At 72.5% G+C, this 12571-nt stretch carries 16 protein-coding genes; 12 read left to right on the forward strand and 4 right to left on the reverse strand.

Annotated elements, in window-relative coordinates:
- The first annotated feature begins 34 nt into the window (after nt 1–34).
- From ABD332_RS17755 to ABD332_RS17775, 5 genes are all read left to right on the forward strand, one after another.
- The gene (locus ABD332_RS17755) at nt 35–421 is read left to right on the forward strand and encodes a VOC family protein (protein ID WP_344503040.1); all 387 of its coding nucleotides are present in this window, start codon (nt 35–37) and stop codon (nt 419–421) included.
- Nucleotides 421–966, forward strand: a complete 546-nt coding sequence (locus ABD332_RS17760; RefSeq protein ID WP_344503041.1) for a YdeI/OmpD-associated family protein — start codon at nt 421–423, stop codon at nt 964–966. The genes ABD332_RS17755 and ABD332_RS17760 overlap by 1 nt, the downstream gene beginning before the upstream one ends.
- Nucleotides 963–1832, forward strand: coding sequence for an LLM class flavin-dependent oxidoreductase (locus ABD332_RS17765; RefSeq protein WP_344503042.1), 870 nt, complete (start codon nt 963–965; stop codon nt 1830–1832). The genes ABD332_RS17760 and ABD332_RS17765 overlap by 4 nt, the downstream gene beginning before the upstream one ends.
- A gap of 22 nt (nt 1833–1854) precedes the next feature.
- The gene (locus ABD332_RS17770) at nt 1855–2322 is read left to right on the forward strand and encodes an aminoacyl-tRNA deacylase (protein ID WP_344503044.1); all 468 of its coding nucleotides are present in this window, start codon (nt 1855–1857) and stop codon (nt 2320–2322) included.
- Nucleotides 2323–2610: 288 nt separating this feature from the next.
- Nucleotides 2611–3426 carry a C40 family peptidase gene (locus ABD332_RS17775; protein ID WP_344503045.1) on the forward strand — a complete coding sequence of 272 codons (816 nt, stop codon included), beginning with the start codon at nt 2611–2613 and terminating at the stop codon, nt 3424–3426.
- Between the two features lie 47 nt (nt 3427–3473).
- On the opposite strand, the gene ABD332_RS17780 is transcribed toward ABD332_RS17775, so the two are convergent.
- Complete coding sequence (locus ABD332_RS17780) at nt 3474–3914, reverse strand: cupin domain-containing protein (RefSeq protein WP_344503046.1); 441 nt, start codon at nt 3912–3914, stop codon at nt 3474–3476.
- A gap of 76 nt (nt 3915–3990) precedes the next feature.
- On the opposite strand from ABD332_RS17780, the gene ABD332_RS17785 reads away from it, so the two are divergent.
- Entirely contained in the window at nt 3991–4404 is a 414-nt protein-coding gene (locus ABD332_RS17785; protein ID WP_344503047.1) for a WapI family immunity protein, read from the forward strand.
- A 13-nt stretch (nt 4405–4417) separates the two neighbouring features.
- Nucleotides 4418–5596 (forward strand): hypothetical protein, encoded by a 1179-nt coding sequence (locus tag ABD332_RS17790; protein ID WP_344503048.1) that lies wholly within the window; start codon nt 4418–4420, stop codon nt 5594–5596.
- Nucleotides 5597–5606: 10 nt separating this feature from the next.
- Here the strand turns inward: ABD332_RS17790 and ABD332_RS17795 are convergent, their stop codons facing one another.
- On the reverse strand, nt 5607–5972 hold the full coding sequence (locus ABD332_RS17795; RefSeq protein ID WP_344503049.1) for a VOC family protein: 366 nt from the start codon (nt 5970–5972) through the stop codon (nt 5607–5609).
- A 32-nt stretch (nt 5973–6004) separates the two neighbouring features.
- Here ABD332_RS17795 and ABD332_RS17800 point away from each other — a divergent pair, with 32 nt between their 5' ends.
- Complete coding sequence (locus tag ABD332_RS17800) at nt 6005–7456, forward strand: GMC family oxidoreductase (RefSeq protein WP_344503050.1); 1452 nt, start codon at nt 6005–6007, stop codon at nt 7454–7456.
- On the opposite strand, the gene ABD332_RS17805 is transcribed toward ABD332_RS17800, so the two are convergent.
- Both ABD332_RS17805 and ABD332_RS17810 read right to left on the reverse strand, forming a co-directional pair.
- Complete coding sequence (locus ABD332_RS17805) at nt 7440–8006, reverse strand: DUF998 domain-containing protein (protein WP_344503051.1); 567 nt, start codon at nt 8004–8006, stop codon at nt 7440–7442. The genes ABD332_RS17800 and ABD332_RS17805 overlap by 17 nt on opposite strands.
- A gap of 17 nt (nt 8007–8023) precedes the next feature.
- A complete protein-coding gene (locus ABD332_RS17810; protein ID WP_344503052.1) occupies nt 8024–10138 on the reverse strand; it encodes a ThuA domain-containing protein in 2115 nt (704 codons plus the stop codon).
- A 179-nt stretch (nt 10139–10317) separates the two neighbouring features.
- On the opposite strand from ABD332_RS17810, the gene ABD332_RS17815 reads away from it, so the two are divergent.
- The 4 genes from ABD332_RS17815 to ABD332_RS17830 are packed head-to-tail and all read left to right on the forward strand — an operon-like array spanning nt 10318 to nt 12566.
- On the forward strand, nt 10318–10785 hold the full coding sequence (locus ABD332_RS17815) for a MarR family winged helix-turn-helix transcriptional regulator (RefSeq protein WP_344503054.1): 468 nt from the start codon (nt 10318–10320) through the stop codon (nt 10783–10785).
- Nucleotides 10763–11179, forward strand: coding sequence for an organic hydroperoxide resistance protein (locus tag ABD332_RS17820; RefSeq protein ID WP_344503056.1), 417 nt, complete (start codon nt 10763–10765; stop codon nt 11177–11179). The genes ABD332_RS17815 and ABD332_RS17820 overlap by 23 nt, the downstream gene beginning before the upstream one ends.
- Nucleotides 11176–12180, forward strand: a complete 1005-nt coding sequence (locus ABD332_RS17825) for an NADP-dependent oxidoreductase (protein ID WP_344503057.1) — start codon at nt 11176–11178, stop codon at nt 12178–12180. The genes ABD332_RS17820 and ABD332_RS17825 overlap by 4 nt, the downstream gene beginning before the upstream one ends.
- Entirely contained in the window at nt 12177–12566 is a 390-nt protein-coding gene (locus tag ABD332_RS17830) for a DoxX family protein (RefSeq protein WP_344503058.1), read from the forward strand. Before ABD332_RS17825 ends, ABD332_RS17830 begins: the two co-directional genes overlap by 4 nt.
- The last annotated feature ends 5 nt before the right edge of the window (nt 12567–12571 follow it).

Below are 12571 nucleotides of genomic sequence, written 5' to 3' on the forward strand. Positions count from 1 at the left end.
GTATCTTTCCGCAATGCCCGATAGCGTGCTTCACATGACGACATTCCGGGGTTTCGCGACGTTGAACGTGTTCGCCGAGGACCATGACGCGGCCAAGCGGTGGTACGCGGAGCTGTTCGGCGTCGAGCCGTACTTCGAGCGGCCCGGCTACGCCGAGTTCCGCGTCGGCGACCGGCAGGCCGAGTTCGGCATCGTCGACAGCCGGTACGCGCCGCACGACACCGGCACGCCCGCGGGCGCGTTCATGTACTGGCACGTCGACGACCTCGACGGGACCCTGCAACGGCTGCTCGCGCTGGGGGCGGCGCCGCTGCATCCGGTCACCGAGCGCGGGCCGGGCTTCGTCACCGCCGCGGTCACCGACCCGTTCGGCAACATCGTCGCGATCATGCACAACCGGCACTACCTGGAGATGGCCTGATGGAACCGGTCCTGTTCGCCGACACGGCGGCGTTCGAGCGGTGGCTCGAGTCGTACCACGGCCAAGATGGCGAGATCTGGATCCTCGTCGGCAAGAAGGGCAGCGGGATCACCAGCATCTCCGTGCAGGAGGCCCTGGACGTGGCGCTGTGCTTCGGGTGGATCGACGGGCAGCGCAAGAGCTTCGACGATCGGCACTTCCTGCAGCGGTACGTGCCGCGCCGCCCCCGCAGCACCTGGTCGCAGGTCAACGTGGCGAAGGTCGAGGCGTTGAAGGCGGCCGGCAGGATGCGGCCCGCCGGGCTGGCCGAGGTCGAGAGGGCGCGGGCCGACGGGCGGTGGGCCGCGGCGTACCCGTCGCAGCGCAACGCCACCGTGCCGCCCGACCTCGCCGAGGCGCTGGGCGGCGACGAGCGGGCGAAGGCGCGGTTCGACGCGTTGCCGGCGACCGAACGGTACGGGCTGATCCTCAACCTGGTGAAGCTGCGCACCGCCGCCGGACGGGCCGCCAGGGTGCGGGCGATCCTGGCAGCATTGTCCGCATGACGACGCTGGGTGCCGTGTTCGTGCCGCAGCTTCCGCCGGAGCGGCTGCGGTCCGTGGTCCGTGCCGCCGACGAGAGCGGCCTGGAAGAGCTGTGGTTGTGGGAGGACTGTTTCCTGGAGAGCGGGGTCGCGACCGCCGCGGCGGCGCTCGCCTGGTCGGAGCGGGTGCGGATCGCGGTGGGGCTGCTGCCCGTGCCGTTCCGCAACGTGGCGGTGACCGCGATGGAGCTGGCGACGCTGTACCGGCTGTTCCCGGGCCGGGCCATCATCGGCGTCGGGCACGGCGTGCAGGACTGGATGGCGCAGGTCGGCGCGCGGGCCGAGTCGCCGATCACGCTGCTGCGCGAGTACGTGACGGCGCTGCGCGGTCTGCTCGCCGGTGAGCGGATCACCGTCGACGGCCGGTACGTCCACCTCGACGGCGTCGCGCTCGACTGGCCGCCTTCCGGTGCGCCCGTCTACGTGGGCGCCACCGGGCAGCGCACGCTGCGGCTCGCCGGGGAGCTCGCCGACGGCACGATCCTCACCGGCGGCACCGGCGTCGAAGCGGTCCGGGCGGCGCGGCAGCGCATCGACGAGGGGCGGCAGGCGGCGGGCCGCACGGATCCGCACCCCGTCGTCGTCTACCTGCACGCCGCGACCGGCGACGACGCCGAGGCGCGGATGGCTGCGGAGCGGGTGCGCTGGGGCTACCACGACGGGCAGGACGTGACCGTCGCCGGGGACGCGCACGCCGTCGCCGACGCCGTCGCGCGGTGGGCGGACGCCGGCGCCGACACCGTGGTCCTCCAGCCGACGCCCGACGACCCGGATCCGGAGGGGTTCATGCGGTTCGTGGCGGAGCGGGTGCGGCCGCTGGTGGCGTAGCTCCGGCGGTACCGTGGCGAGCATGGCCGAGAATCCAGCCGTCGCGGCGGCAGAGGCGAGTGGAATCGCGTTCCGGATCGTCGAGCACGGTCCGGTGCGCAGCCTCGCCGAGGCCGCGGCGGCGCGCGGGGTCGAGGTGCCGGACGTCGTGAAGACGATCGTGGTGCGGGTCGGCGACGGGGACTACCGGTTCGTGCTGGTGCCCGGCGACCGGGTCATCTCGTGGCCGAAGCTGCGCGCCCTCCTCGGCGTCAACCGGCTGTCGATGCCGGACGCCGCGACCGCCCGCGACGCAACCGGTTACGAGCGCGGGACGATCACGCCGTTCGGCTCGTCGACGGCCTGGCCGGTGGTCGCCGACGAGCGGATCCTCGGGCGGGAGATCACGCTCGGCGCCGGCCGGCACGGCGTGGCGCTGGCCGTCGACGCCGGTGCCGCGATCGAGGCGCTGGGGGCGGCGGTCGCCGACGTCTCCGAGCCGGAAGCTTGATCGATTCGCGGTATTTCCCGTCGGCACGAGCGGAAAAGCGCGCGCCAATGGCAATTTGCGCAAAATGCCAGACTTCTTCGTGATCTGTGGGAATGTGGCACTGGCAACCATCATTGCCCGGGTTTCCGGCACACGCGTCCTGGCGGTTCCGACCGCTGGGAGGCACCGCCCGACCGTGACGACTCCGTGACGGCAGGGCAGCCGGAGAGCGCAGGAGAGCCCCGGGCCGAGCGGGGAGTCGCACTGTCCACACATCCGTTACGCCGTCCCCGCAGGACGGCACGCACATTGCGCATCAACCTCGGCACCGCGCTCTGCGTGGTGCTGTGCGGGGTGGCCGGGAGCGCGCCGGCCCACGGCGCCCCAGCCGACACGTCGCCGGCCGCACGGATCAGCACGACGATGCCACCGGTCGGTGTCAGGTCTGTCTGGTACTACGAGGGCGGCACGACCGATGCCCGCGCCGAGCTCCGCGAGGTGCGTGCCGCGAGCCGGGACGCCCAGCGGGCGCGGCTCGCCCAGCAGGCCGCCGCGGCGCAGGCCGCCGCTGACGCCGCCGCAGGGTCTTCCGCGACGGCGCGGGCCGAGGCGGTGACCGTCGCGGGGGCGGTCACCCGGCAGCGGCCGGCCAGCCGGAGCCGGCCGGCACCGCGGACCCGGGCTTCGACCGCGCCGCGCACCGGACCGGGCCGGCAGCGCCCGCCGGTGACCCGTCGCCCCCCGAGGGCCACTGCCGCCTCCACGTGGGCGCCCCCCAGCTGGGCGCCGGCGGCCGGCGGCGGGGTGGTCGGGTTCGCGCTCGCCCAGGTCGGCAAGGGCTACGGGTTCGGGTCAGCCGGCCCCGACCGGTTCGACTGCTCGGGCCTCGTCGCCGCCGCGTTCCAGCGGATCGGCATCTCGCTGCCGCACCAGACCGGAGGGCTCGCCAGGGTCGGCCGGCCGGTCGGGCGAGGCGAGCTGCGCCCCGGCGACCTGGTGTTCCCGGCCTCCGGGCACGTCGGCATCTACGTCGGCGGCGGCCGGATGGTGCACGCCTCCACCGAACGCGGCGGCGTGAAACTCTCGCCGGTCTACGCGTTCAGCTTCGCCCGCCGGGTCGCCTGACGCCGGGACGGTCCACATCGGACACCAGCACAGTCCGATGTGGACCGTCAGGCCTTGTCGTGCAGGCGGAAGTCGGCGAAGTCGAAGCCCGGGGCGACGACACAGCTGACCAGGACCGGCTCGGTGCCGGTCGGGGCGGCGGCCTGCCAGACGCCGGCGGGGATCAGCACCTGCGGGCGCTGCCCCGCCGCGACATCACCGCCCAGGAGCGTGGTCGGGCCCTCGCCGGGCGCTTCGCCGGAGCCGCCCAGCCGCAGCGCGAGGGGGCCGCCCGAGTGCCAGAACCACAGCTCGTCGGAGCGGACCACGTGCCACGCCGACTCCTCACCCGGGTGCAGCAGGAAGTAGATCGCGGTCGCCGCGTTGCGCGGCCCGTCGTACCCCTCCGGCGAGAACGCCACCGGCGAGCGCCAGGTCTCCCGGAACCAGCCGCCCTCCGGGTGCGGCGCCATGTCCAGCAGCTCCGCCAGTCGTGGTCGCGTCGTCATTTCGCCACCGTAGCGGGCCTGCGGTCCGCCCGAACGTCCGGTGCGCCGGCGCGCCCCGCTTTGCGATGCTGATCGCATGCTGCTGGAAGGACCCGGCGGTGTCGCCGTCGCGCTCAGCGTGGCGGACCGCACCGGCGAGCTGGTCGTCGTCGAGGGGGTCGTCGACGCCGGCGACGGGCGGGCGTGGACCTTCCGCGACGCCTGCCTGACCGAGGCGGAGGCGGCGGGGCTCGGCCAGTGGCTCCTGCGGGCCGCGAAGGGGCGGCTGGAGCTGCCGGACCGGCTGGCGTTCGCGTCGCCGGGCCTGACCTTCACGCTCGAGGAGCACGACCATCTCCAGCCGCGGGTCACGGTCGGGTTCTCCCTGGCCGCGGCGCCGCCCTGGCTCGGCGAGGAGCGGATGCGCACGTACGACTACCCGATCACGCTCGACCTCGACCCGCAGGCCCTGGAGGCCGCCGCCGTGGACTGGGAGCGCGGTCTCGGCTGAGTAGGATCGCCGGATGCGACGACGCGCCCTGGCAGCGGCACTGACGACGGTCGTTCTCGCCCTCGCCGGGTGCGGCGGGTCGCCCCGCAATGTCGCCGCTCCCGCTTCGCCCTCGCCTTCTTCCCCGGTCGCGGCGGCGTCGTCGGTACCGGCGACGTCAAGCGCACCCAGCAGCACCTCCGCCGCGCCGCCGCCGCCGCAGGCGAACGGCAATCCGAACGGCCGGGCCACGGTCCCGGCGGAGGCCCGCGCCGCCGACACGTCGATACCCACCCGCGTCATCGGCAACGGCACCCCCGCGAGCTGCACGTCCGAGGCGGTCGTGTCGGCGGTCGGCGCCGGCGGGGTCATCACGTTCAACTGCGGCCCGCAGCCCGTCACGATCACGATGAAGGCCACCGCGAAGATCAAGAACGTGCAGGGCGCGAAGATCGTGCTCGACGGCGGCGGCAAGGTCACCCTCAGCGGCGAGGGCAAGCGGCGCATCCTCTACATGAACACGTGCGACAAGAACCAGGGCTGGACCACCTCGCACTGCCAGGACCAGGACCACCCGTCGCTGACCGTGCAGAACCTGACCTTCGCCGACGGCAACTCCACCGGCGACACCACGGAGGGCGGCGGAGGCGGCGCGATCTTCGTCCGCGGCGGCCGGTTCAAGGTCGTCAACGCCCGCTTCGTCCGCAACCGCTGCGACCAGACCGGCCCGGACCTCGGCGGCGCCGCGATCCGGGTGCTCAGCCAGTACCACAACCAGCCCGTCTACATCGTGAGCAGCACCTTCGGCGGCGCCGCCGGCCAGGGCGGCGTCTGCGCGAACGGCGGCGCCCTGAGCAGCATCGGCGTGTCCTGGGTCGTCCTCAACAGCGTCCTGTCCTACAACTCAGCCGTCGGCAAGGGCGCCAACCCCGCCCGCCCCGGCACCCCCGGCGGCGGCAGCGGCGGCGCCATCTACTGCGACGGCAACCAGTTCACCGTCCGCCTCGCCGGCACCCTCGTCGAGCAGAACAAGGCCAACGAGGGCGGCGGCGCCGTCTTCTTCGTCAGCAACGACCGCTCCGGCACGATGTCCATCGAGAGCTCCACGCTGCGCAAGAACCCGAGCGCCGGCTTCGAGACGCAGGGTTTCCCCGGCATCTACTTCCTCGGCGCCCGCCCCCCGTCGGTCTCGTCCTCGACCCTGACCCGCTGACCGTCGCGCGCTACGACCGCAGGCAGGCGCAGAACGGGTGCCCCGCGGGGTCGATGAGCACCAGGTACCGCTCCGGCGCCGGCTGGAACTCGGCCCTGGTGGCCCCGAGCTTCACCGCCCGCTCCTCGGCATCCGCGAGATCGTCGACGTAGAAGTCCAGGTGGAACTGCTTCGGCACCGGCCCCTCGGGCCACGTCGGCTTCTCGTAGCTCCCGATCTGCCCGAACCCGATCGACGTCTTCCCGTCGCTGACCATCGCGTACTCCGCCTGCGTGTGCGTCACCTCCCACCCGAGCATCTCGCTGTAGAACTCCGCCAGCACCGGCGGCTCGGCACAATCGATGCTCACCATGATGAGCGTGGCAAATCCAGTCATGCCCCCATCCTGACCCCCATTCCTGCCACCCCATGTCAGGTTCCCCGATCGATTCTTCCGCCCCGGGCGATGCTTCAACGGCATGCGATCGACGCTGTTCCCTTGATTCGCGCTTCCGGGGGCTTCCGCGTGGGCGGACGCTCGGTGGGTCGACGTCGATCAACGCGCAGATGTGGATCCGTGGCTGTGCCGCCGACTACGACGGGTGGGGGGTCGACGGCTGGTCCTACGCCGAGGTGCTGCCGTACTTCCAGAAGGTGGAGCGGCGCGTCGGGGAGCGAGGCTCGCTCGGCGCGGACGGTCCACTGTGGATTCGGGAGCTGCGCAGCCCGAGCCGGATCACCGCCGCGTTCCTGGAGGCGTGCGTCGCCGAGGGGATCCCTGCGACGGCCGACCTCAACGGGCCCGACAACAGTGGCTGCTCCCCCACGCCCGTCACCCAGCACCGCGGAGCCCGGTTCAGCGCCGCCGACGCATACCTGCGGCCCGTCCTGAAGCGGCCCAATCTGACCGTGCGCACCGGTGCGACGGTCGACCGGCTGCGGCTGAGCGGGGCGGCGGCAAGACAACAGCAGCAGCGGCGCCGGGTCGTCGGCGTCGCGTACAAGGACGCGGCCGGGGCCGTCCGCGAGGTGACGGCCAAGAAGGAGGTGCTGCTCTGCGCGGGCGCGGTGAACACGCCGCAGATCCTGCAGCTGTCGGGCATCGGCGATCCAGACGCGCTGCGGGCCGCCGGGGTCGAGCCGGTGCACGAGCTGCCCGGCGTCGGCGCCAACCTGCAGGACCACCTGTCGGCGGGAGTGGTCGCGCACTGTCCCGAGCCGATCACGATGTTCGCCGCCGAGTCGCTCGGCAGCGTCGCCAGATACCTGCTCGGCCGCACCGGGATGCTGTCGTCGAACGTCGCGGAGGCGGTCGCGTTCGTCGCGCCCGACCCCGGGATCCCGCCGGAGATCGAGCTGATCTTCGCGCCGGTGCCGTTCGTCGAGCACGGGATGGTGCCGCCGCCGGCGCACGGGCTGACGATCGGGGTGGTGCTCCTGCAGCCGCGCAGCCGCGGCACCGTCGGGATCAGCGGGCCGACGGCCGCCGAGCCGCCGGTGATCGAGCCCGGCTACCTCAGCGAGGAGGCCGACCTGCGGCGGATGGTGTGGGGTGTACGGGTCGCCGAACGCCTCGCGAGGTCCGCGGCGCTCAAGCCGTACGTCGGCGAGCCGATGGAGCCGTACGCGGGCGTCCTGGACGACGACGGCGTCGCCGGCTCGATCCGCCGGCACTCCGAGACCCTGTACCACCCGGTCGGCACCTGCCGGATGGGCACCGGCGACGACGCGGTCGTCGACCCGTCGCTGCGGGTGCGCGGGCTGACCGGCCTGCGGGTGGTGGACGCCTCGGTGATGCCCGTCATCAACCGGGGCCACACCATGGCACCGGTCTACATGATCGCGGAGAAGGCCGCCGACCTGATCACACAGGCCCGCTGACCGTCACACGCCGGCGGCGGAGGAGGAGCACGGCCGCGAGCGGCCAGAGCGCCTGGGCGCCGGCGGCCAACCGTTCGGCGAGCCCTACCAGTACACCGGCGGCGAGGGCGATCGAGAACAGCACGACGAGCGTGACCAGCACCCCGGTGGCCACCCGCGCGAGCGGGACGCGGCTCAGGGCCGGCCAGATGGCCAGGCAGGCGAACGCGATGGTCGCCGCTGCCTGGTGCGCGCCCGACGAGCCGGCCCGCGGCAGCGGGAAAGCGGCCACCAGGACCGTGGCGGCCCCGCCCGCGGCGAGCATGACCCGGGCCTGCGTGGCGACGGGGCGCAGGCCGTGGGCGGTGACGACGTGGCAGATCCCGACCCCGAGCAGCGCCACCGTCATCACCCACCGGTCGGTGGCGCCGAGGCCGGCCAGGGCGCTGATCGTGTCGCGGAGCGGGTCGAAGGAAGGCTGGAGCGCCGCGGCGACGCTCCACCCGCCGATGAGCAGGACCGGTGCGGTGGCCGAGGAGACCACCGCGGACCACCGCACCGAATCGCGCATCTTCGAAGTATGGCGGGTCAGGAGCCGAAGGCCTCCAGCTCCCACAGCGAGTAGCCCCACTGCGTGCCGCGCTGGGTGCCGTTGACCCGCAGGTAGCGGCCGGAGCCGTTGACGGTCACGTCGTCGATGCCGCCGTCGCCGGTCGTCGTGGTGTAGATGTTCGTCCAGGTGTTGCCGTCCGGCGAGGTCTGGATCTGGTACGCCTTGCCGTAGGCCGTCTCCCAGTTGAGCCGCACCCGCGTGATCGTGCGGGTGGCGCCGAGGTCGAGCCGGATCCACTGCGGGTCGCTGTAGGCGCTGCCCCAGCGGGTCGCGGTGTTGCCGTCGACGGCGTTGGCGCCGGCGTGTGGGCTGCCGGACTCGACGGACGACACCGTCACCGGGCAGTTGCGGCACAGCGACTGCGGACCGGTGCCGGCCGGCGTGCCGTACACGCTGAGATCCCAGATCGAGTAGCCCCACTGCGTGCCGCGCTGGGTCTGGTTCACGCGGACGTAGCGGCCCGTGCCGGTGAGGGTGACGTCGTCCACGCCGCCGTCGCCGCTGCTCGTGGAGTAGACGTTGGTCCAGGTGGACCCGTCCGGAGAGGTCTGGATCTGGTACGCCTTCGCGTAGGCGGCCTCCCAGTTGATCCGGACCCGGTTGAGGTTGTACGAGGCGCCGAGGTCGACCTGCAGCCACTGCGGGTCGGCGTGGACGCTGCCCCAGCGGGTCGTGCTGTTGCCGTCGACCGCGTTCGCCGCGACGAGCGTGCTGTTGGGCTCGACCGACGACGCGGTCGCGGTCTTGCCGCGGGCGATGTCGGTGGCCGGCTGGCTGCCGTCGGTCTTGATGCGGATGTTGCGGTAGAAGATGTCGGCGCCGGCGCCGTCGTTCTGCACGCCGATGTAGCCGGACTGGATCGCCCGGGTGCTCGTGTAGTCGTTGATCTTCACGCCGTTGAGCCAGATCTCGACCCGCTGGCCGTGCACGCCGACCTCGTAGGTGTTCCACTGCCCGGGCGGGTTGAGGGCGGCGGCGCGCAGGGCGGCGTCGGGGGCCTTGAAGCTGTAGACGCTGCCGGTGGTGCGGGACGGGTCGGCGTCGGTCGCGTCGATCTGGATCTCGTGGCCGGCGTTGACCGGGCCCCACGGGTCACCGTTGGGGTCGGGGAAGCCGATGAAGACGCCGCCGTTGTCGTCGCCGGGCATCTGCCAGTCGACCTTCAGCGAGTAGTTGGAGAACTGGCTCACCGGGTACCAGAGCAGCCCCATGCCGCCGAACGAGGTGAGCGTGCCGTCGGCGAGCGTGAACCCGCCGGGGCCGGCCTGCCGCCACTGGTTGAGGCTCGCCTGGCTGCCGTCGAACAGCGCCTGGTAGCCGGTCTCGGGGCGGCAGTCCGCCTGGACCTGCCCCGCGGCCCACTTGATGCCGCCGAGGAGGTGGGCGGTGAAGTTCGCCTCGGTGTAGGACGCCTCGGTGTGGCCGAGTCCGGTGTACCAGCTGCGGCCGCCGTCGAACTGCTTGCACCACGAGATGGGGTGGTCGCCGGCCATCGACCCGCCGCTGTAGCTGCCCTCGTCGAGGCTCATGAGGACCTTGGCGGTGCTGCGGGGGTTGGTCTGGTAGTTGTACCACTCGTCGGTGCGGGTCCAGGTCTGCGGCAGGTGCGCCGTGGCCGCGTGCGAGCGGTCCTCGACCCTGATCGTCGCCTGCTGCTGCGCCGGGTGCGAGGCGAACCAGGCGCCGACGAGGTTGCCGTACCAGGGCCAGGCGTACTCGGTGTCGGCCGCGGCGTGCACGCCGACGTAGCCGCCGCCGGCGCGGATGTAGGACTCGAACGCGGCCTGCTGGGTGGCGTCGAGCACGTCACCGGTGGTCGACAGCCACACGACCGCCTTGTACTGGGCCAGGTTCGCGGTCGTGAACGCGGCGGCGTCCTCGGTCGCGTCGACGGCGAAGTTGTTCGCGCTGCCGAGGGCCTGGACGGCGGCGATGCCGTTGGGGATCGAGCTGTGGCGGAAGCCTGCCGTCTTGGAGAAGACGAGGACCTTGTACGCCGGGGCTGCGGACGCGGGGGTGGCCGCACCACCCGCGGCGAGGAGGGCCGCGACGGCGGCGGCCGCGATCAGTTTCCGAACAGGTATACGCACAGGACGTGCTCCTTCCGGATGGATCGCGGGCCTGTGCGGGACCGTCGCGATCGCGGGGAGGGAGGAGCGCGCCGAACGCACCTTCCGTTGCTTCTGTCAGAACTTTGCCCCGGACAAACAAAAGTGTCAATGGGTCACTTAAGTCGTGCACGACTTAATCGCGTGCTACCGTTCTGGACGTGAGGGATGTTCTGGCACTCGACCAGCAGGTCTGCTTCGCGCTGTACACGGCCTCGCGGGCCGTCACCGCGCGATACCGGCCACTGCTCGACGAGCTGGGCATCACGTACCCGCAGTACCTGGTCCTACTCGTGCTCTGGGAGCAGGACCAGCGGACCGTCAAGGAGATCGGCGCCGCCCTGCGGCTCGACTCCAGCACCCTGTCGCCGCTGCTCAAGCGCCTGGAGGCGGCCGGCCTCGTCACGCGGGCACGCCGCGCCGACGACGAGCGGTCCGTCACCATCCAGCTCACCGCGGCCGGCGCCGCGCTGCGCGAGCGGGCCCGGGACGTCCCGGGCAGGCTCGTCTGCGAGGGCGGGCTCGGCATCGACGAGCTCGACGAGCTCCGCGAAACCCTGGTGCGCCTCACCGGCGCGCTCACCGACCTGCAAGGAGGCCCTCCTGATGGCAGTCCTGTACACCGCTGAGGTCACCGCCACCGGCGACGGCCGCGACGGCCACGTCACCAGCACCGACGGCATCATCGACGTGGACGTCGCGGTGCCGAAGGAGATGGGTGGCGCCGGCGGCGCGACCAACCCCGAGCAGCTGTTCGCGGCCGGCTATGCGGCCTGCTTCCACAGCGCGCTGCGGGTCGTCGCCCGCCGCGCCAAGGCGTCCGTCGACGGCAGCGAGGTCAACGCCCGGGTCGGCATCGGACCCAACGGCAACGGCGGCTTCGGGCTCGACGTCACCCTGACCGTCACCCTGCCCGGCGTCGAGCGGGACGCCGCGTGGCAGCTGGTCGAGGCGGCGCACCAGGTCTGCCCGTATTCCAACGCGACCCGCGGCAACATCGACGTCAAGCTGGAGCTCGCATGACGACCAGCAGCAAGGTGTGGCAGCTCGCCGCCCGGCCGACCGGCTTCCCGACGCCCGAGGACTTCCGCCTCGTCACCGAGGAGCTGCCCGCGCCCGGTCCCGGCCAGGTGCTCGTGCGCAACGACGTCATGTCGGTCGACCCCGCGATGCGCGGCCGGATGAACGACGTGCCGTCCTACGTGGCACCGTTCCAGGTCGACGCGGCCCTCGACGGCGGCGCGGTCGGCACCGTCATCGCCTCGGAGAGCCCAGACGTCGCCGTCGGTGACAGCGTGCTGCACGGGCTCGGCTGGCGCGAGCACGCGCTGCTCGACGCGAAGCACACGCGGGTCGTGGACACCGCGATCGCGCCCGCCTCGGCGTACCTGGGCGTGCTCGGCATGCCGGGGCTCACGGCGTACGCCGGACTCCTCGACGTCGCGAGGATGCGGCCCGACGAGACGGTCTTCGTCTCCGGTGCCGCGGGAGCCGTCGGCACGCTGGTCGGGCAGATCGCGCGGCTGCGGGGGGCGCGGCTGGTGATCGGGTCCGCGGGGTCGGCGGAGAAGGTGCGCTACCTCGTCGACGACCTCGGCTTCGACGCCGCGTTCAACTACAAGGACGGCTCGATCCGCACCCAGCTGAAGCAGCTGACGCCCGACGGCATCGACGTCTTCTTCGACAACGTCGGCGGCGAGCAGCTGGAGGCGGCGCTCTTCCGGATGAACCTGCACGGCCGGGTCGCGATCTGCGGCGCGATCTCGCAGTACAACAACCCCGACGCGACCGGCATCCGCAACCTGACGCTGCTGATCAGCAAGCGGATCACCATGCAGGGGTTCCTGGTGCTGGATCACTGGGGGCGGCGGCAGGAGTTCGTCGACGAGATGTCCGGCTGGCTGCGCGAGGGCAAGGTGAAGGTCGCGGAGACGTTCGTCGACGGGATCGACCACGCCGTCGACGGGTTCCTCGGCATGCTCCGCGGCGAGAACCTGGGCAAGATGATCGTCCGGCTCACGTGAGTCGGTCCTCGGTCGCGGCGCGCAGGTCCGCGTACGCGCTCGCCGGGCTTCTTGCCGCGGCCGGGGTCACGCACCTGCTGAATCCGGAGCCCTACGACCGGATCGTGCCGCGGTCGCTGCCCGGGTCGCCGCGGACCTACACGTACGTGAGCGGGGTCGCGGAGCTCGCGCTCGCGGCGGGGCTCGCCCACCCGCGCACCCGCCGGGCGGCCGGGCTCGCCGCCGCCGGCTTCTTCGCGGCGGTGTTCCCGGCCAACGTGAAGATGGCGGTCGACTGGCGCATGGCGCCGCCGGCCCGCCGCGCGATCGCCTACGGCCGGCTGCCGCTGCAGGTGCCGCTGGTCCTGTGGGGGTTGAAGGTGGCCCGGGAATCGCGTACTCAGTAGCAGGG

Origin of the sequence: Dactylosporangium maewongense, assembly GCF_039531485.1 — a bacterium.
In the GTDB taxonomy this organism is placed as follows: domain Bacteria; phylum Actinomycetota; class Actinomycetes; order Mycobacteriales; family Micromonosporaceae; genus Dactylosporangium; species Dactylosporangium maewongense.

Bases quoted from the DNA above. Each gene is read 5' to 3' on its own strand.
- ABD332_RS17760 (WP_344503041.1), top strand. From the start codon at position 421: ATGGAACCGGTCCTGTTCGCCGACACGGCGGCGTTCGAGCGGTGGCTC.
- ABD332_RS17765 (WP_344503042.1), top strand. From the start codon at position 963: ATGACGACGCTGGGTGCCGTGTTCGTGCCGCAGCTTCCGCCGGAGCGG.
- ABD332_RS17825 (WP_344503057.1), top strand. From the start codon at position 11,176: ATGACGACCAGCAGCAAGGTGTGGCAGCTCGCCGCCCGGCCGACCGGC.
- ABD332_RS17790 (WP_344503048.1), top strand. From the start codon at position 4,418: ATGCGACGACGCGCCCTGGCAGCGGCACTGACGACGGTCGTTCTCGCC.
- ABD332_RS17805 (WP_344503051.1), bottom strand. From the start codon at position 8,006: ATGCGCGATTCGGTGCGGTGGTCCGCGGTGGTCTCCTCGGCCACCGCA.
- ABD332_RS17755 (WP_344503040.1), top strand. From the start codon at position 35: ATGACGACATTCCGGGGTTTCGCGACGTTGAACGTGTTCGCCGAGGAC.
- ABD332_RS17820 (WP_344503056.1), top strand. From the start codon at position 10,763: ATGGCAGTCCTGTACACCGCTGAGGTCACCGCCACCGGCGACGGCCGC.
- ABD332_RS17780 (WP_344503046.1), bottom strand. From the start codon at position 3,914: ATGACGACGCGACCACGACTGGCGGAGCTGCTGGACATGGCGCCGCAC.
- ABD332_RS17800 (WP_344503050.1), top strand. From the start codon at position 6,005: ATGTCAGGTTCCCCGATCGATTCTTCCGCCCCGGGCGATGCTTCAACG.
- ABD332_RS17795 (WP_344503049.1), bottom strand. From the start codon at position 5,972: ATGACTGGATTTGCCACGCTCATCATGGTGAGCATCGATTGTGCCGAG.
- ABD332_RS17770 (WP_344503044.1), top strand. From the start codon at position 1,855: ATGGCCGAGAATCCAGCCGTCGCGGCGGCAGAGGCGAGTGGAATCGCG.
- ABD332_RS17785 (WP_344503047.1), top strand. From the start codon at position 3,991: ATGCTGCTGGAAGGACCCGGCGGTGTCGCCGTCGCGCTCAGCGTGGCG.